General features: G+C 72.9%; 14 protein-coding genes. 1 reads left to right on the top strand and 13 read right to left on the bottom strand.

The features are described from left to right. Nucleotides 1-10: 10 nt before the first annotated feature. A complete protein-coding gene (locus tag M8542_RS23700; RefSeq protein ID WP_276586955.1) occupies nt 11-1,171 on the top strand; it encodes a PucR-like N-terminal domain-containing protein in 1,161 nt (386 codons plus the stop codon). A 159-nt stretch (nt 1,172-1,330) separates the two neighbouring features. Here M8542_RS23700 and M8542_RS23705 read toward each other — a convergent pair whose 3' ends face one another. The 13 genes from M8542_RS23705 to M8542_RS23765 all read right to left on the bottom strand — a co-directional run bounded on the left by M8542_RS23705 (nt 1,331) and on the right by M8542_RS23765 (nt 17,766). After that, on the bottom strand, nt 1,331-6,556 hold the full coding sequence (locus tag M8542_RS23705) for a type I polyketide synthase (RefSeq protein ID WP_257922407.1): 5,226 nt from the start codon (nt 6,554-6,556) through the stop codon (nt 1,331-1,333). Beyond that, on the bottom strand, nt 6,553-7,929 hold the full coding sequence (locus tag M8542_RS23710; protein ID WP_257922408.1) for an AMP-binding protein: 1,377 nt from the start codon (nt 7,927-7,929) through the stop codon (nt 6,553-6,555). Before M8542_RS23710 ends, M8542_RS23705 begins: the two co-directional genes overlap by 4 nt. A gap of 144 nt (nt 7,930-8,073) precedes the next feature. Next, the gene (locus tag M8542_RS23715) at nt 8,074-8,658 is read right to left on the bottom strand and encodes a hypothetical protein (protein WP_257922409.1); all 585 of its coding nucleotides are present in this window, start codon (nt 8,656-8,658) and stop codon (nt 8,074-8,076) included. After that, a complete protein-coding gene (locus M8542_RS23720) occupies nt 8,655-9,152 on the bottom strand; it encodes an Rv1363c family protein (protein ID WP_257922410.1) in 498 nt (165 codons plus the stop codon). Before M8542_RS23720 ends, M8542_RS23715 begins: the two co-directional genes overlap by 4 nt. Then, nucleotides 9,149-10,255 carry an MlaD family protein gene (locus M8542_RS23725; protein ID WP_257922411.1) on the bottom strand — a complete coding sequence of 369 codons (1,107 nt, stop codon included), beginning with the start codon at nt 10,253-10,255 and terminating at the stop codon, nt 9,149-9,151. Before M8542_RS23725 ends, M8542_RS23720 begins: the two co-directional genes overlap by 4 nt. Next, entirely contained in the window at nt 10,255-11,226 is a 972-nt protein-coding gene (locus M8542_RS23730) for an MCE family protein (RefSeq protein WP_257922412.1), read from the bottom strand. The genes M8542_RS23725 and M8542_RS23730 overlap by 1 nt, the downstream gene beginning before the upstream one ends. Continuing rightward, nucleotides 11,223-12,221 (bottom strand): MCE family protein, encoded by a 999-nt coding sequence (locus M8542_RS23735; RefSeq protein WP_257922413.1) that lies wholly within the window; start codon nt 12,219-12,221, stop codon nt 11,223-11,225. Before M8542_RS23735 ends, M8542_RS23730 begins: the two co-directional genes overlap by 4 nt. Beyond that, entirely contained in the window at nt 12,221-13,231 is a 1,011-nt protein-coding gene (locus tag M8542_RS23740; RefSeq protein ID WP_257922414.1) for an MCE family protein, read from the bottom strand. Before M8542_RS23740 ends, M8542_RS23735 begins: the two co-directional genes overlap by 1 nt. Continuing rightward, nucleotides 13,228-14,244, bottom strand: a complete 1,017-nt coding sequence (locus M8542_RS23745) for an MCE family protein (protein ID WP_257922415.1) — start codon at nt 14,242-14,244, stop codon at nt 13,228-13,230. The genes M8542_RS23740 and M8542_RS23745 overlap by 4 nt, the downstream gene beginning before the upstream one ends. After that, nucleotides 14,241-15,437 carry an MCE family protein gene (locus M8542_RS23750; RefSeq protein WP_257922416.1) on the bottom strand — a complete coding sequence of 399 codons (1,197 nt, stop codon included), beginning with the start codon at nt 15,435-15,437 and terminating at the stop codon, nt 14,241-14,243. Before M8542_RS23750 ends, M8542_RS23745 begins: the two co-directional genes overlap by 4 nt. Next, nucleotides 15,434-16,249, bottom strand: a complete 816-nt coding sequence (locus tag M8542_RS23755; protein WP_257922417.1) for an MlaE family ABC transporter permease — start codon at nt 16,247-16,249, stop codon at nt 15,434-15,436. Before M8542_RS23755 ends, M8542_RS23750 begins: the two co-directional genes overlap by 4 nt. Next, complete coding sequence (locus M8542_RS23760; RefSeq protein ID WP_257922418.1) at nt 16,250-17,035, bottom strand: MlaE family ABC transporter permease; 786 nt, start codon at nt 17,033-17,035, stop codon at nt 16,250-16,252. Beyond that, on the bottom strand, nt 17,032-17,766 hold the full coding sequence (locus M8542_RS23765) for a hypothetical protein (protein ID WP_257922419.1): 735 nt from the start codon (nt 17,764-17,766) through the stop codon (nt 17,032-17,034). Before M8542_RS23765 ends, M8542_RS23760 begins: the two co-directional genes overlap by 4 nt. Nucleotides 17,767-17,768 lie beyond the last annotated feature (2 nt).

Below are 17,768 nucleotides of genomic sequence, written 5' to 3' on the forward strand. Positions count from 1 at the left end.
CTTCGGTCCGATGCTGAGCGGCGACGGCCGGCCGGGACAGCTGTGGGCCATGCTCCCCCGCGAGCTGGCCGCGGTGTTCCGGCCGCGCCTGCTGGACGTCGCCGACGAGGTGCTGCGGGAGATCCAGCGGACCATCCCGGACTACGCGCGGCCGCTCGACGGCGCGTTCGGCAAGGCGCTGCGGGCCGGCGTCCAGGCGGCGATCCTGCAGTTCATCGACCGGATCGCCACGTCGGGGCCGGTGTCGGACGAGCGCCGGAAGGTGTTCGTCGGGCTCGGTGTGCACGAGCTCGCGCAGGGCCGCAACCTCGACGTCCTGCAGGCGGCCTACCGCGTCGGCGCGCGCGTGACGTGGCGGCGGATGGCCGAGGTCGGGACGCGGGCCGGGGTGCCGTCGGCGACGTTGTGCGTCCTGGCCGAGGCGATCTTCGCCTACATCGACGAGCTGTCGGCGTTGTCGATCGAAGGGCACGCGGCGGCGCAGGCGCGGGCGGCGGGCGCGCTCGAACGCCGTCGCCGCCGGCTGCTGGACCTCCTGCTGGCGACCCCGCCGTCGCCGTCGCGGACGGTGCAGGAGGCCGCGACCGCGGCGGAGTGGCCGCTGCCGCACCGGCTGGTGGCGGTGGCGCTCGACGGGCCGCTGGACGTCGCCGGGCTGGGCGGGCTGGAGGACCTCGAAGACGGGACGCCGCGGCTGCTGCTGCCGGCGCCCACGGAGCGTTCTTCGCTGACCGCGGCACTGGCCGGCCACCGGGCGGCGGTCGGCCCGCCGGTGCCCCCGCGCCAGGCGGCCCGTTCGCTGACGACGGCGCAGGAGGCGCTGCGCCTGGTGGCGGCGGCCGTCCTGCCGGACGAGCCGCTGACCTGGTGCGAGGACCACCTGGCGACGTTGTGGTTGCGCAAGGAGCCGTTCCTCGCGACGGAGGTGTCCCGCCGCCGGCTCGCCCCGCTCACGGCGTTGAACCCGAAGCAGTACAACCGCCTGGCGGGCACGCTGCTGGCCTGGCTGGAGACGTGCGGCAACGTCCGCGAGGTCGCCGACCGCCTGGCGATCCACCCGCAGACGGTCCGCGCCCGCGCCCAGGAGCTGGAGACCCTCTTCGCGGACCACCTCCGAGACCCGGACGACCGCTTCGAGATGATCCTCGCCCTCCGCGCGACACTCACCTGACTCGTGATGCCCCTTCAATCACGCGTGATGCCCCTCCAAGCACAGCCGATGCCCCTCGCCGCCCGGCGGCCGGTGTGCGGCGAGGGGCATCACGTGTGATCAGCGGGGCATCACGTGTGATTGGGCGGGCATCACACGTGATCGGAGGGGCGACACGGGTCAGACCGGGGTGGGGCCGGGGGTGGTGTGGCCGGCCAGCTCGGCCGCGAGGTGACCCGCCAGGACGTCGACGTGGGGTGGGTCCAGCATTGTGCCGTGGTCGCCTGGGACCGGCTCGACGTGCAGGTCCGCGCAGGCTGTCGACCAGCCGGGGGCGGGGTCGGTGTCGCGGGGGTGGAACAGCACGACGCGGCCCGCGTACGGCGCGGCCGGCGCCGGGCCCGGGTCGAGCAGCACCACGACGTCGACCGGCTCGCCCAGCGACGCCAGCCGCCGCGCGGTCTCGTAGGCGAGCACCCCGCCCGCCAGCCGACGCACGCCCGCCGCCCGCAACACTTCGGCGCACCGGGCCGCCGTCCCGGGGCCCGCGAAGCCGTAGCACGGGACGTCGCCGAGGCGGTCCAGCAGCGGGGCGTACCCGCCGGCGTCGCCGAACAACGCCAGCGGCGTGCCCGTACCCGGGCGCAGGACCCGCAGCTGGAGCGCCGGAGCCGTGACGTACTCGGCGAGATCGGCCAGGCTCGCGCCGCGCAGCAGCAGCGGGACCGGCAGCGTCACCCCGAACTCGCGCTCGGCCGCGGTCCGGGCGCGCATCGCCGTCAGGGAGTCGAGGCCGAGCTCGATCAGCGGCACGTCCCGGGTCACCTCGTGCGGCGCGCACCCGAGCAGCCCGGCGAGGATGTCCGCCAGCCGCTCGTGCGGGGTGGCGGCCGGCCCCGGCACGTCGTCGAGCACCGCCGAGAAGAACGGCCGCCGGGTCAGCTCCGGGAACTGCGCGGCGACGCGGCCCGCGTCGAACCGCGTGATCCCGACCGACGGCCGGTCCGAGGCGAGCACGGCGGGCAGGGCGTCGAGGCCTTCGGCGAGCGGCATCGGGTCGCCTGCCGCCCACGGGCCCCAGTTCACCGTCGCCGCGGGCAGGCCCCGCGACCGGCGCCACTCGGCGAACGCGTCCAGCCAGGCGTCCGCCGTCGCCTGGGCGGTCCGGCCGGGCGCGCCGAGCAATGCCGCCGAGGACGAGTACAGCAGCCACCAGTCCGGCGGGGTGTCGGCGGTCGCCTCGTGCAGCCGGCGCGCGCCGAGCACCTTCGCGCGCCAGCCGTCGCCGGCGGCGTGCACGATTCCCCGCAGTGGCAGGCCGTCCGCGGTGGCCGCGGCGACCAGCCGTTCCGCCACCCCGGGTTCGGCGATGTCGCCGGCGACGACCACGACGTCCACTCCGGACAGTCCGGCGACCCCGGCGGAACGTCCACACAGGACGATGCGGGTCGCGCCGTCGGCCGCCAGCCGGCGCGCGGTCGCCCGGCCCAGCGTGCCGAAACCGCCGGTGATCACGTAGGCGCCGGGCCCGGTCGCCCCGCCGTCGACCAGCGGCACCCGGGTCAGCCGGGCCGCGTACCGGACGTCGTGGCGCCAGCGCACCTCGTCCTCGGGCGCGGCCGACCGCAGCTCGCGCACGAGTGAGTCCACATCGGACCGCGCGTCGAGGTCGACCAGGCTCGCGCGCAGCTCCGGCCGGTCGAACGCGAGCACCCGCACCAGCCCGCGCAGGAACACCAGCCCCGGCTCGCCACTGGACTGCGTGACCAGGTGGAGCCGGACGCCGTCGCCGAGGCGGGTGACGACGTCGAGCACGGCCCGCAGCAGCTCCCGCGCGTCTTCCGGGTCGTGGTAGGCGTGCGGCGCGCCGGTCAGGAAGACGACGCCCCGCACCGCGCGCCCGGCCAGGAACCCGGGCAGCTCGTCGAGGTCGTCCCGGGGCAGGGAAAGCGCTTCATCGCCGGCTTCGGCCAAGGCCACGGCCAGCGCCACGGCCCGGCCGAGCGCGACCGGGTGCTCGTCGGTCAGCAGCAGCCACGACCCCGGCTCCCGCGGTGGCACCGGCCGCAGCGGGGTTTCGACCCAGCCGGTCCCGAACGCACGCGCGGCGAGCGGGGCACGACCGGGGTCCTGGAACCGGACGTCCGCGAGATCGGCGACGACCTCGCCGTCCGCGGCGAGCAGCTGGACCTCGGCCGGCGTGGCGGCGAAACGCACCGCCCGGCGCGGGTCGCCGAGCAGCCGCACCCGGCCGATCCCGGTCGCCAGCTGCCCGGCCGCGGCGAGCGCCCGCACGCAGCGGGCCGCCCGGACCGGGTGCAGGACATACCCGGGATCGCCGGGGTCGGCCGGCAGATGGTCCACTTCGGACAGCGCGGCAGGAGCCGGCTCGGTGTCCGCCGAAACCCACGCCGTCGCGTGCCGCACCCAGCCCGCACCCGCCCTGGCCCGTACGACGGCGGCGCCGTCGGCCCGGATTTCCGTACTGAGCAAGGTTTCCCCGGTGATCGCGAGCATCCGGTGGACTTCGAGGCCGTCGACGCGGACCCGCTCGGCGCCCAGCAACTGGCGGGCCCCGGCGAGGAACAGCTCGAGGAACCCCGTCGCCGGGAACACCGGAACGCCGCGCACCCGGTGTTCGCCGAGCCACGCGGGCTCGTCCGGCGTGATCGTCGCCTGCCACAGGTGCCGGTCTTCGTCCGGCACTTCGACGCGCGTGCCGAGCAGCGGGTGGCCGTCGGTCCGCCGCGGCGGGCGGAACGCGTGACGCTCCCACGGCGGCGGAGGCAGGTCGAGCACCGGCGCTTCCCGGTAGCGCCGGGTGAGCACGGCCGGGTGCCCGGCGGTGTGGAGCTCGGCCAGCGAGCGTGCGTAAGCGTTTTCTTCCCCGTCGCGGCGGCTCAGCGTGGCCAGTGTCCGGACGTCGGCGCCGGCCGCGTGCGCGATCCGCTCGACGGCGGGCAGCGCGATCGGGTGCGGGGAGATCTCGAGGAACCACCGGTGCCCGTCGGCGACCGCGGCGGCGACCGCCCGGTCGAACCGGACCGGGCGGCGCAGGTGCGTCACCCAGTGGTCCGCGTCGAAGACCGGCACCGCACGAGGGTCGTCGAGCACGCTCGAGTAGCAGGCCGTCAGCGGCGCCCGGGGCCGCAGGCCGCCGAGTGCGGCCCGGAACGCCGGCAGGACCGGCTCGACCGCGGCGGAATGTCCCGCCCCCGCAACGGAAATCCGGCGCGCCCACCGGCCGAGACCGTCCACTTGGGTCACCAGCGCCGTGATGTCCTCGGGCGGGCCCAGGACCGCGCACTGGGTCGGCGTCTCCTCCACCACGACCGTGACGGCCGGGAACCGCGCCCGCAGCTCGGCCGCGGACAGCTCGACCAGCGCCATCGCCTCGACGGGCAGGCCCGCGAGCAGCTTCGCCCGGCTGACGACGATGTCGAGCCCTTCGCCGGGGTCCAGCGCACCCGCGACGACGGCCGCGGCGACCTCACCCATCGAATGCCCGAGCACGGCGGCCGGCTCGACACCGTGCGCGCGCCACCACGCGGCCAGGGCGACCTGGGCGCCGAAGACCAGCGGCCGCGCCGTCGCCGGGTCGCCGAGGTCGGCCTGGCGTTGCCGCAGCGCGCCGCGCAGCGAAAACCCGGCCTTGGCCAGGAACAGCGGTTCCAGCGCGGCCACCGCGACCCGGAACTCCGGCTCGGCGCTCAGCAGCCGCCGGCCCATCGCGGGCCACTGCGAGCCGTACCCCGAGAAGACGAAGACCGGGCGCGGAGTTTCGCGCCCGGTCGTTCCCCGCACGACGTCCGCCGTGGCCCCGCCGCCCGCCACGGCCCGCAGGCCCGCGGTCAGGGCGGCACGCGACGACGTGACGACGGCGGCCCGCAGCGGCAGCTGCTCCCGGCGGCGGGCGAGCGTCGCGGCCAGGTCCCCCGGCGCGGTGCCCCGGCCCGGGCCGGCGAGCCAGCCGGCCAGCTCGCCGGCCCGGCGGCACAATGCCCGTTCCGAACGGGCCGACACCGTGAAGACCTGCGGCCGGCCGTTCCAGCGCGAACCCGGCGCCGCCGGCTCGAGGGGTTTCGGCCACTCCTCCAAGACGACGTGCGCGTGCGTGCCGCCGGCCCCGGACGCCGAGACGCCGGCCCGCGCGGTGCCGCCGTAGCGCGGCCAGCTCGCCGCTTTGTCCACAACGGACAGCCGGCCGCCGTCGGCGGTGAACCGCGGCGACGGCGGGATCCGGTCGTGCCAGAGCGCCAGCACCACCTTGAGCAGGCCGAGAATGCCCGCCGCGGCTTCGAGGTTCCCGAAGCCGGTCCGGGCGCAGCCGAGCAGCACCGGCCGCCGCGGGGCCCGGCCGCGGCCCAGCACGACGTCGAGGGCACGGGCTTCGAGCGGGTCGCCGTGCACCTCGACGTAGTCCACAGTGGACGGCTCCGAGCTCGCGACGGCGTGCGCGTCGGCCAGCACCTGCTCTCGTGCGGCCGGTCCGGCAGCGCGGCCGTCCGAGCCGACCGCGCTGCCGCGCAGCACGGCGAGCACGCGGTCGCCGTCGCGGCGGGCGTCGGTGAGCCGCTTCAGCACCACGACCCCGCAGCCCTCGCCGGGTACGCCTTCGGCCGGCGCGAGCAGGAGGTGGATCCCGGTGGCGAGCGCCAGGTCGGCCTCACCCGCCGCCAGAGCGCGGACCGCGTGGTGCACGGCGACCAGCGCCGCCGAGTCCGCGGTGTCCACGACCAGGCTCGGCCCGCGCAGGTCGAAGCGGTCCGACACGCGGTTGGCGATCATCGACGCGGCCTCGGCCGAGACGCCGGCGAACACTCCGGTGCGGCTGCCGCGCAGGGTGCCGGGGGCGATGCCGGCGTGTTCGAGCGCGGCCCAGGTCGTCTCGAGGACGATCCGCTGCCGCGGGTCCATCGCCGCGGCTTCGGCGGCGCCGATGCCGAAGAAGCCCGCGTCGAACCCGGCGACGTCGGCGAGGAACGCGCCCCGCCGCCCGGGTGCGAACCACGCCCGCCGGTCGGCCGGTGGCGTGCCGAGCACGGTGGACCCGGCCAGCAGCGCGCGCCACAGCTCGTCCGGTGACTCGATGCCACCCGGCAGCCGGCAGCCGAGGCCGAGCACCGCGACCGGTTCGCCGGGCCGCGGCCGGGGCCGGGCGTCCGCCGCGGACCCGTCGGCGAGCGCGGTCGCCAGCGCCGCGATCGACGGGTACCGCCAGAGCAGGCCGAGGTCGGGTTCGTGCCCGAGCAGCTCCCCGAGCTCGGCGGCCACGGTCACGACGTCCCGCGACGACAGCCCGAGTTCGGCCGGCGGCACGCCCGAGTCGACGAGCTCCGGCGAGAGGCCGGCGAGCCCGGCGATCCGCTCGGTGAGCCAGCGGCGGAGCTCGCCGGGGTCGGTCATCGCAGGCCGTCCTCGGCGAGCAGGCCGGCGGCGAACCGGTCGCGGCACAGGCCTCGCGTGGGCGGCAGCCCGCCCGGCGGCAGCACGACGACCCGCCGGGGCGCGAGCCCGTGCCCGGCCGCCAGCGCGGCCCGCACCGCGCGTTCGACCTCGCCCCGGGGCGGCGGGACGACCCCCGTGGCCAGCTCGACGCCGAGCACGGCGCCGGCCGGGTCACCGGCCGCGAAGGCGATCGAGCGGCACACCGCCGGGTGCGCCCCGGTCGCCGTCGCTTCGAGATCGGTGGGGCGGTGGCCCGCGACCAGGTCCTCGCACCGGCCCGTCACCGTCAGCTCGCCGGACGCGGCCAGCACGCCGATGTCGCCGGTGCGCAGCCACCACCGCGGTTCGTCGTCGCCGGTGATCAGGGCGCAGAACACACGCGCGGACTCCTCGGGCCGGTTCCAGTAGCCGCGCGCGACGTTCGGGCCGCTCACCCAGAGCTCGCCGGCCGTTCCCGCGGGCAGCCGCCGCCCGTCGGCGTCGACGATCGCGACCAGCTGCCCGGCGGGTTCGCCCGCCACGGCGACCAGGGCCGTCGCTTCGGCGAGGACGTGACACACCCGCGACGCGCCGACCGCGTCCCGCAGCCGGGCCAGGTCCGGGTCGGCGTCGCTCACCAAGGTGGCGGCGTCGGGCCAGTGGAGCCCGTCGGCCAGGACTCGCTGCCGGTCGACGAGCACCGCCGGACGTCCCGTGGTCACCGGCAGCGCGATCGTGAGCAACAGCCCCAGGGGATCATCCGGCGGCAGCCAGCTCACCACGGTCCGCTCCGGCAGCACGGTGGCCGCCTGGCGCGCATTGGCCACCACGTTCGCGTGCGTGACCATCACCCCGCCCGGGTACTGCAGAAAAGCCACGTCTTCGGCGGCCACCGGATCTTCGGTGAAATCCGGCGCGGCATCGACGATATCGACGGCCAGCACCCGGTGCCCGCACGTCTCCAAACCCGCGAGGAATCGCCGGGTGGCGGGCACGGTGTCCGCGGTGGCCAGCACGATCGACGGTTCCGCGTCGGCGAAGGCCGCCCGGCCGGGCCGCGGGATGGCGACCAGGCCGGCCCGGATCGCGCCGAGGAACGCGACGACGTGCTCCGGCGACGGGGCGATGAGAATCGCGGCGCGCTGCCCGGGTGCGGTGACCTGGCGCAACGCCGCGGCGACTGCGGTGACCCGGCGGTCCAGCTCGCCCCAGGTCAGCGTGTCGCCCCCGAGCCGGCTCAGCGCCGGTTCGCCGGCCGCCGCCGCGGCGCGGGCGGTCAGCAGGGTCGAGAGCGTGGTGGCGCCGGCCCCGGCGGCGCGACCACCGAAAACCCGTTCAGAACTCGTGAGCATGGATTCCTCGCGCATTTCTCGCGGCGGACCGGTGATTCACCGTATTTCCCGCGTTGAATCCCTGTCAACGAATCGGGAATGCCCGGAAATACTTTGTCATTCACTTCACTGCGCGACGGGCAACGCCTGTTGTCAACGTGACAATCACGCGGCGGACATCCCGGTGACCCGCCACTTCCCGGCCACGCGTTCGGCCGTGACGCTCAGCTGGGCGGCACCCGTGCTGTGCTGCCCGTCGCCGCGGGTGCCGGTCTGGTCGAGGAACACCAGCAGGGCCGCGCGGTCGCCGTCGAGCAGCTTCACCCCGGCCGCGACCGCGGTCGAGGTGACCACGAGCTGCTGGTCGGCGGCCAGCTTCCGGACCTCGCCGAAGAGCTGGTCGTACTGCGCGAGGGCGGGCCCGGAGAGGAGGTCCTTCGCCGCCCGTTCGTTCTTGGCCGGGTCGTCGTAGCGGTAGGAGAACAGCGTGCCGAGCGCGGCGCTGATCTGCTTCCCCGCGTCCGCGGTGCCCGCGACGTCGGACAACGCGGTGTTGTGCGCGACGACGGCGTTCGTGTTCCGCGTCTCGAGCGTGCCCCAGCCGGCGAGCCCGGCCATCAGGACGGCGATCGCGACGAGCACCCACGGCACCCGGCGCCGGGACGCCACGACCGGTGTTTCGGGCTCCGGCGCCGGATCGTGGTGGCGGCCCGCGACCTTCACCGCGCGTTTCTTCGTGGGCACGGTCATGGCGCCTCCCCCGTCGGGACCTGACCGAGCCCGGTGACGCGCCAGCCGTCGGGCCCGCGGGTCAGGTCGGCCTGGAACCGGTTGCGTTTCGTCACGGCGTCGCCGCCTTCGGGCGTCACCACCAGCTCGACGGACGCGATCAGCTTCGCCGTCCCCGCGCCGGTGTCCACTTCGGTCACCGCGGCGTCGGTCACCTTGCCGGTGGTCACGGTCTTCGCCTGCGCGATCCGGTCGAGGCTCCCCTGACGATCGGCCGCCAGCTCGTCGTGCAACGCGCCACCCGAAAGCTCCAGCCAGTGCTGGTACCCCGGCGCGGCCCGGCGGTAGTCCAAAGTGGTCAGTCCGGCGACCGCGGTGCGGCCCGCCGCGAGCGCGTCCTCGCGGACGACCGCACGCGCGACGCCGTCGTCGTGCGCCGCCTGCCACCAGGTGAACCCGGACCACCCGGCCGCCGCGGTCGCCACGACCACGGCCAGCCACGCGAAGATCTTCACGGCCGTCCTCCCGGTGCGTTCTGCGAACCCCGCACGTTCGTCGGGTCGCCCTTCGGCAGCGCGCAGCGCGCGGCCGTGTTCAGCGGACGCGTCGAGGTGTCGAGCCCGTTGTGGTACGGCGTCGCGTACCCGGAGGTGCACGGCGGCGGGTCGAAGAACGTCAGCGACAGTCCGAAGTGGGCACCGTCCGGCCGCACCACCGCGCTGCCCGCGGCGACCGCCTCCGGCGCGGTGATCAGCAGCTGCCGCAGCCCGCTTTGCCGTGCTTCGAGGACGTCCGCGGTGGTCAGCAGGTTGGCCAGCAGCACACCCAGCTGCGGCCCGGAGTCCCGGATCAGCGCGCCGACCTCGTTCGCCGCCGCGGGCACGGCCGGGATGAGCGTGCGCAGGTCGCCGTCGGCCTGCTTCAGCGTCGACGCGAGCAGCTTGGCGTTGGCGCCGAACTCGCGGATCGCGCCGGCCTGCTGGACCTGGGTGTCGAGCACCGTGTGCGCGTCGGTGACGAACCGGGTCAGCGGCGCGACGTGCGCGCTCGCCGCCTGGACGAACTCGATGCCGCGGCCGACGAGCTGGTCGAGCGCCGGGCCGGCGTCGGACGTCGCGTTGTAGAGCTCGTCGACCACCGTCCGCAGCGCGGGTTTGGGCACCGACGCGGCGAAGGAGTCCACTGTCGACAAAACGACGTCGACCGGCAGCGGGATCTTGGTGTCGGCCTGCGTGATCACCGAACCGTCGTGCAGCTTCTCCCCGCCGTCGGTGCGCGGCCGCAGGTCGACGTACTGCTCGCCGACGGCGGACCGGTCGGCGACGACGGCTTCGGTGTCGGCCGGGACCGGCGTGGTGCCGGAGTCGATCTCGAGGTCGGCTTCCATCCCGGCGGGGGTCAGCCGCAGCTCGCCGACGCGGCCGATCGGCACGCCGCGGTAGGTGACCTCGGCGTTGGTGAAGATGCCGCCACCGGTCGGGAACTGCGCTTTCACGGTGTAGCCGCGGTCGAAGAACACCTTGTCGAGGCCGGCGTAGGTGGCCCCGACGTAGGCGACGCCGACCACGGCGATGACGACGAAGATCGTCACCTGGACACGCACGAACCGGGTCAGCATCAGTGGCCCACCTTGAGGAACCCGTTGAGGTAGTCGCCGCGGATGGTGTCGAGCGCGGCGTCCGGGAACGGGAAGGTGAAGATCATCTCCATCGCCTTCGGCAGCTTGTCGCCGGAGTCGGCCAGCCGCCGCAGCAGCGGTTCGAGGGCCTTCAGGTCGGCGACGAGGTCGTCCTTGCTGCGGTTCACGGTGTCGACCGCGACCGACGTCAGGCCGTCGAGCGACTTGAGCATCCCGACCAGCGCTTCCTTCTGCTGGTTGAGGACGCTGATGCCGGGCGTCAGTCCGTTGAGCGTCGTGGTGATCTGGTCGGTGTGCGCGTTCAAGGTCTGCGCCAGCTTGTTGACGCTCTCGATCGCGCGGGTGATCTCGGTGCGGTGCTCGTCGAGCCCCTTCACGAAAGCGTCCAAACTGGACAGCAAGCTGCGCGCCGCGGTCTCGCGGCCGCCGAGGGCTTCGTTGAGCTGGTGGCTGATGTTCTGCACCTGCGCGACGCCACCGCCGTTGAGCAGCAACGACAACGCGCCGAAGACCTCTTCGATCTCGGGCGTCAGCGTGGACCGGTCCAGGGGGATGTTCGCGCCGTCGAGGAGCCGGCCGGACGGCGTCGCGTCGTCGGGTGGGGCCAGCTCGACGAACTTCTCGCCGAGGATGCTCGCCTGCCGCAGCCGGGCGACGGCGTTGCCCGGCAGGTCGACGTCGCCGTTGACCAGCAGGTCGACGAGCGCGCTGCGGCCGTCCGGCGCGAGTTCGACCTTGACGACCTGCCCGACCGGGACGTCGTTGACCTTGACCCCGGACTGCGGCACCAGGTCGAGGACGTTGGTGAAGCTCGCGGTGACGTGGATGGGGTGGTCGCCGAGCGAAGCGCCGCCGGGCAGCGGGATGTCGTAGACGCTGACCCCGCGCCCGCAGCCGGTGGTGACCAGCGCGAGCGTCACGACCGCGGCCAGCTTGACCAGGGACTTCATTTCGGCTCCGGGAACTCGAGGAGGTTGCCGCGGCCGTCGATGGTCCCGTTCGCCCGGTCGTAGGCGCCCAGCAGGTTCGTCAGCGCGTTCGGGGCGGCTTGGAGGGCTTCGGAGAGGGAGTCCTTCTGGTTCACCAGCACCTTGGTGACGTCGGCCAGCTTGTCCACATCGGACTGGACCTTGCCGCGGTTGTCCTTGATGAACCCCTGCACGACGGTCAGGGCCTGGGTCAGCTCGGTCAGCGCGCCGGAGAACTGGTCGCGCTGGTCGGCCAGGACCTTGCTGAGCGAGGCGATCTGCGAGATGGCCTGCTTGACCTGCCCGTCGTTGGCGGCGAGCATCGCGGTGAACTTGCTGATGTTGTCGACGGAGCCGAACAGGTCGTCCTTCGAGTCGCTCGCGGCGCGGGCGAACTCGCCGAGGTTCTTGATCGCCGTGCCGATGGTCTGCCCGTTGCCGTCGAGGTACTCCGCCGACTTGGTCAGCACCTCGCTGACCGCGCCGTCCTTGTTGGCGCCCTGCGGGCCGAGCGCGGTCATCAGCTGGTTCAGGCTGTGCAGCAGGTCGTCGACCTCGACCGGGGTCGCCGTGCGCTCGCGCGGGATCGACGCGCCGTCGGCCAGCTGCGGCCCGCCGCGGTAGACGGGCGTGATCTGCACGTACCGGTCGGCGACCAGGCTCGGCGTGATGACGACGGCCCCGGCGTCGGCCGGGAGTTGCACGTCCGGCTTCAAGGTCATGGTCACCTTGACGTCGGTGCCGTTCGGCTCCACTTTGGCCACCGACCCGATCGCGACGCCGAGGACGCGCACGTCGGAGTTCGGGTAGATGCCGACGGCGGCGGCGAAGTACGCGGTCAACGTCCGCTCGGCGGGCGCGGTGACCACGGGCCACCCGGCCGAGACGACGAGCGCGAGCACCACCCCGAGGGTCAGGGCCCGCAGGCGGGTCCGCCGCCGCGCCCGGGCCCCCAGGTCGATGAGCTGGTGCGCCATCAGCGTCCCCCGTTCTTGGGCGGCAGGCAGCTGCCCGGCGTGGTGCCGGTGGGGATGAGCCCGCAGATGTAGGTGTCGATCCACCGGCCGTTGCCGACGGCGTTGCCGAGCAGCCGGTAGAACGGGCCGGCCAGGCGGAGGCTGTCCTCGAGCTTCCCCTGGTTCTGCTGGAGGACGGTCGCGACGCGGTCGAGCTGGTCCAGTGCCGGGCCGAGCGTCTTCTGGTTGTCCGCGACGAGCCCGCGCAGCTGGATCGAGAGGTTCTTGATGCCGGTGAACAGCTGCGCGATGGCGTCCTTGCGGGCGTTCAGCTCGGTGAGCAGCGTGTTGCCGTCGCGGATCAGCGCCTGGATCTGGTCCGAACGCTCCCCCAGCGTCTTCGACACCTGGTTGGTGTTCTGGAACAGCTTGACCAGCTCGTCGTCGCGGGACGCAAGCGTTTGCGACAAGGCCGCGATCCCGTTGAACGCGGTGCGCACGTCGCTGGGGGCCGACGCGCCGAGCGTGTCGGACAGCACCCGGAACGCCTGCGCGAGCTGGTTCGTGTCGATCGCCCCGACCGTGCTCGCGAGGTCGTTGAACACCTCGGTGACGTCGTAGGGCGAGCTGGTGCGCTCGGCCGGGATCGGCTGGTCCGGGTTCAGCTCGCCGTTGCCGACCGGGTCGAGCACCAGGTTCTTCTGGCCCAGCAACGTCTTGATCTTGATCGCCGCGGTCGTCCGGTTGCCGACCCAGGTGTCCTTGACCCGGAACAGCACCTCGACGTGGTCGCCGGCCAGCCGCACGTCGGTGACTTCGCCGACCTTCACCCCGGCGACGCGGACCTCGTCGTTCGGCTTCAGCCCGGCGGCTTCGTGGAACTCGGCCCGGTAGGTGGTGCCGCCGCCGACGATCGGCAGGTCGTCGGAGAAGAACGTGGCGCTGCCGGCCAGGACCATGACCAGCGCGGTCACCGCGCCGACGACGATCGGGTTGCGGGAGCGGAACGGCTTGATCCGGGGCGGTTTCATCGGCACCTCGCGGCGGTCACGGGGATGCCCGGCGGCGGCCCACCCGGCGCGGGTTTCGCGTCGGACTCCACCGAGCAGAGGTAGAAGTTCGCCCACGAGCCGTAGGAGAAGAGCGTGCCGATCCGGTCGAGCTTCTTCGGCAGGTTGTCGATGAACTGCTGGAACACCGGGGTGTTGTCCGCCAGGTTCTTCGACAGGTCGCCGAGCGCGGTGATGCTGTCCTTGAGCGGCTGACGCCCTTGCTGCAGCAGCCCGGCGGTGGCGGTGGTCAGCTCGCCGAGCCCGCCGATCGCCTGCCCGATCGGCTTGGCGTCCGCGGCGAGGCCGGTGACCAGCTGCGCGGTCGTGTCGACGAGCGCGTCGAACTGGTCGCCCTGGGCGTTCACGGTGTCGAGCACGGTGTTGAGGTTGCCGATCACCTGCCCGATCACGGCGTCCTTGCCGGCCAAAGTGGACGTCAGGGACGCCGTGTGCTGCAACAGGCTTTCGATCGTGCTGCCCTCCCCCTGCAGGACCTGGATGATCTCGAACGACAGCTGGTTGACGTCGTTCGGCGACAGGGCCTGGAAGAGCGGCTTGAAGCCGTTGAACAACGCGGTGAGGTCGAGCGCCGGCTTGGTGCGCTCCAGCGGGATCTCGGCGCCTTCGGCGAGCGTCGCCGAGGTGTCGGTCGCGCCCGGGTCGATCGAGAGGTACCGCTGCCCGACGAGGTTGCGGTAGCGGATGGTGATCGCGGCCGACGCGCTGAGCCGGTGCGTGCGGTCGACGGAGAACGCGACGTCGGCCAGCCGGTGTTCGACGACCTTGACGGAGTCGACCTGGCCGATCCGGACGCCGGCCATGCGGACCTCGTCACCGGGGTTGACCGACGTCGCGTCGGTGAACCGGGCGGTGTAGCCGATGGTGGCGCCGACGCTCGAGTTGGCAATGGTGATCGCGAGGATCCCGGTGGCGACAGCGGTCACCAGGAAGAAGATCAAGCCCTTGATCGCGGGGCCCACGACGCTCCTCATCGGACGGTCACCTCCGTTCCGCGCAACGCGGGTCCGATCAGGACACTGCTCCAGTCCGGCACGTCCCCCAGCTTCGGTTTCAGGATCTCGGCGACGAGCTGACGCTCACCCGGTGAGTTGGCCGGGCCGAGGTCGCCATCGGTGGCCCCGGAGGCCGCGGTGCCGCCGCCGTAGCACTTCGGCCCGCCGGTGGCGTCGAACCGGGGGGTGTCGCGGCCGGGCACGTACTTCTCGCGCGGGTCCTGCACGGTGAGCGTCACGTGCAGGCCGGGTTCGTTCGTGCCCTTGCCGAGTGCCTTCTCCATCAGTGGCTTGAGCCGGTTGACGGCGTCGAACAGGCACGGGAACTCGGGTGAGTACCGCGACAGCAGCTCCAGCGAGGGGCGGCTCGCCGCCGAGACGCCGATGATGTTGTCCTTGTTCTTGCGCAGGAAGTCGTTCAGGTGCCCGGTCGCGCTGGTGACGCTCGAGTAGAGGCTGTCGAGGTCCGCGCGGGTGTCCACAATGGTCTTCGCGGTGGTCGACAGGTCGGTGAGCGCCTGCAGAATGTCGGGCGCGGCGGTCGTGTAGACGTCGGCCGCGTTCGCCAAGCCGGTGATGTCCGCTTTGAACTGCGGCATCAGCGGGTTCAGTTGACCGAGCAGGTCCTGCAGCTTGACGATGCTGTCACCGATCGGCTGGCCGCGGTGGTCCAGGGCCTGGGAGATCGCGCCGAGCGAGCTGTTCAGCTTCTGCGGTTGGACCGCGCGCAGCAACGGCAGCAGGTCGCCGAGGACGCGTTCCAGCTCGATCGCGTTGGCGGAGCGGTCCTGCCCGATGACGTCGCCCGCGACGAGCTTCCCTTGTGGACGATCCGGCAGCACGAGGTTGACATATCGCTCGCCGAACACCGTCTTCGGCAGCAGCCGCGCCGAGACGTTCTCCGGCAGCAGGCCGATCTTGGCCGGGTCGAGCGCGAGGTCGATCTCCGCGCCGGTGCGCGTGCTGCGCACCGCCCGGACCTCGCCGAACGGGACGCCCTTGACCTTGACCTCGGCGGTCGGCGCGAGCTGGTTGCCGACCCGGTCCGCCCGCAGCGTCACCAGCTCGGAGTCGTCGAAGTCCTTGTCGTAGATGGCGACCGCGAGGTAGCCGAGCAGGACGAGCACGCCGAGGAAGGCGACCCCGGCGAGCTGCGTGCCGAACCGGCTCATCCCGACACCTTCACCGTCGTCGTCGCGCCCCAGATGGCCAGGGACAGGAACAGGTCGAGGACGCTGATCAGCACGATCGACGTCCGCACGGCGCGGCCGACCGCGACACCGACGCCGGCCGGGCCGCCGGACGCGCGGTAGCCGTAGAAGCAGTGCGTCAGGATCACGCCGACGCTGAAGACCAGCACCTTGCCGAACGACCACAGCACGTCACCGGGCGGCAGGAACAGCGTGAAGTAGTGGTCGTAGGTGCCGCCGGACTGTCCGAAGAAGACGACCGTGGTGAGCCGGGAGCCGAGGTAGGAGATCAGCAGCCCGATGACGTACAGCGGGATGATGGCAATGAACCCGGCGATGATCCGGGTGGTGACCAGGTACGGCATGCTCCGCACGGCCATCACCTCCAGCGCGTCGATCTCCTCGGAGATCCGCATCGCGCCGAGCTGGGCGGTGAACCCACTGCCCACAGTGGACGAAAGCGCGAGCCCGGCCACCAGCGGCGCGATTTCGCGGGTGTTGAAGTACGCCGTCAGGAAGCCGGTCATCGCGGAGATGTTGATCTGGTTCAAGGCGCTGAAGCCCTGCAGGCCCACGGTGACGCCGGTGAACACGCACAGCCCGACCATCACGCCGATCGTGCCGCCGATGACCGCGAGCGCGCCGCTGCCGAACGTCACTTCGGCCAGCAGCCGCACGACTTCGCGGAAGTAGCGGGTCACCGCCATGGGAATCGCCGCGAGCGCGCGGACGTAGAACAGCAGCTGGTCGCCGAGGTCGAACAGCCGGTCGCCGGGTTTGCCGAGGATGGCCACTCAGGTTCCCTTCGCGGGGACCAGCTGCAGGTACAGCGCGGTCAGCACGGTGTTGACGAAGAACAGCAGGAGGAAGGTGATGACGACGGACTGGTTGACGACGTCGCCGACGCCCTTCGGCCCGCCCTTGGGGTTCAGGCCGCGGTAGGAGGCCACGACCCCGGCGAGGTAGCCGAAGATGACCGCCTTCACCGAGCTGACGACGAGGTCGGGCAGCTGGGCGAGGGCGTTGAAGCTGGCCAGGTACGCCCCGGGCGTCCCACCCTGGATGATGACGTTGAAGAAGTAGCCGCCGAGCACGCCGACCACGCTGACCAGGCCGTTGAGCAGCACGGACGCGAGGACGGCCGCCTGCACCCGCGGCACGACCAGGCGCTGGATCGCCGAGACGCCCAGCACCTCCATCGCGTCGATCTCCTCGCGGATGCTGCGGGCGCCGAGGTCCGCGCAGATCGCGCTGCCGCCCGCGCCGGCGATGATCAGCGTCGTCACGATCGGGCTGGCCTGCTGCACGACGGCCAGGACGCTCGCCGCGCCGTTGAACTGCTGCGCGCCGATCTGGCTGGTGAGCGAGCCGAGCTGCAGGGAGATCACCGCGCCGAACGGGATCGACACGAGGATCGCCGGCGCGATGGACACGCTGGCGATGAACCAGAACTGCTGGACGAACTCGCGGACCTGGTACGGGCGGCGGAACATCGCGAGGATGATGTCGAGGCCCATCGCGCACATGCGGCCGAACTCGCGCAGGCCGTTGGCGGCTCGCTGCTGCACCTGGATCGTCATGACTTGCACCCGCTGCTGAAGCAGCGCAACGTCAGGTTCGAGACGAAGGTGTTGCCCGGCCCGGAAACCAGGCCGGTGAGCAAGCGGCTCACGTCTTCGTGCCCGACGCAGCCGGCGAACGGCGGCGCGGTGAACGTGGAGGTCACCTTGACCGGTGGGGCCGGCAGGGAGATCGGCACCAGTGCCTTGATGGTCACCGACGCGGGCTGGGCCGTCTGGCAGTTCGGGCCGACGTCGAGGGCCTTGCCGTCCACTTTGGCCTCGGACAGCTTGATGAACACCTTCGCCGTGACGTCGGTGTCCGCGCAGATGTTCGTCTGCGTGGCCTTGCAGTTGGTGTCCTTGCCGGTCTTCACGGTGGCCGTGCCGGTGGCGTCGCCGTCCGGGATGATCTCGACCCGGCCGGTCGTGGCCATGAACCGGAACGCGACGAAGTAGCCGTCGGTGGCCGGGATGCTCAGCTTTCCGCTGATCGGCACGGTGTTGGTGAGCCCGCCCAGCGCGCCGTCGAAGGTGCCCGGCGGGAAGGCGATGTCGGAGCCGAGCTTGGCGACGTGGCTCGTGGTCGGCTGCTGCGCGTCGCCGAGGGTGAACCCGAACGGGATCGCCGTGGCCGCGGCTTGGGCTTCCGGCGGCGCGTTCCCGCCCGGCGCGGCTTCCGCGGCGCCGAGCGAGAACGCGGTCAGCGCCAGCACGAGCAGGAGCGGCACCGCGCGTGTCAGCACTGACATCC

Origin of the sequence: Amycolatopsis iheyensis, assembly GCF_024703995.1 — a bacterium.
In the GTDB taxonomy this organism is placed as follows: domain Bacteria; phylum Actinomycetota; class Actinomycetes; order Mycobacteriales; family Pseudonocardiaceae; genus Amycolatopsis; species Amycolatopsis iheyensis.

Bases quoted from the DNA above. Each gene is read 5' to 3' on its own strand.
- M8542_RS23700 (WP_276586955.1), top strand. From the start codon at position 11: ATGCTGAGCGGCGACGGCCGGCCGGGACAGCTGTGGGCCATGCTCCCC.
- M8542_RS23705 (WP_257922407.1), bottom strand. From the start codon at position 6,556: ATGACCGACCCCGGCGAGCTCCGCCGCTGGCTCACCGAGCGGATCGCC.
- M8542_RS23710 (WP_257922408.1), bottom strand. From the start codon at position 7,929: ATGCTCACGAGTTCTGAACGGGTTTTCGGTGGTCGCGCCGCCGGGGCC.
- M8542_RS23715 (WP_257922409.1), bottom strand. From the start codon at position 8,658: ATGACCGTGCCCACGAAGAAACGCGCGGTGAAGGTCGCGGGCCGCCAC.
- M8542_RS23725 (WP_257922411.1), bottom strand. From the start codon at position 10,255: ATGCTGACCCGGTTCGTGCGTGTCCAGGTGACGATCTTCGTCGTCATC.
- M8542_RS23730 (WP_257922412.1), bottom strand. From the start codon at position 11,226: ATGAAGTCCCTGGTCAAGCTGGCCGCGGTCGTGACGCTCGCGCTGGTC.
- M8542_RS23735 (WP_257922413.1), bottom strand. From the start codon at position 12,221: ATGGCGCACCAGCTCATCGACCTGGGGGCCCGGGCGCGGCGGCGGACC.
- M8542_RS23740 (WP_257922414.1), bottom strand. From the start codon at position 13,231: ATGAAACCGCCCCGGATCAAGCCGTTCCGCTCCCGCAACCCGATCGTC.
- M8542_RS23745 (WP_257922415.1), bottom strand. From the start codon at position 14,244: ATGAGGAGCGTCGTGGGCCCCGCGATCAAGGGCTTGATCTTCTTCCTG.
- M8542_RS23750 (WP_257922416.1), bottom strand. From the start codon at position 15,437: ATGAGCCGGTTCGGCACGCAGCTCGCCGGGGTCGCCTTCCTCGGCGTG.
- M8542_RS23760 (WP_257922418.1), bottom strand. From the start codon at position 17,035: ATGACGATCCAGGTGCAGCAGCGAGCCGCCAACGGCCTGCGCGAGTTC.
- M8542_RS23765 (WP_257922419.1), bottom strand. From the start codon at position 17,766: ATGTCAGTGCTGACACGCGCGGTGCCGCTCCTGCTCGTGCTGGCGCTG.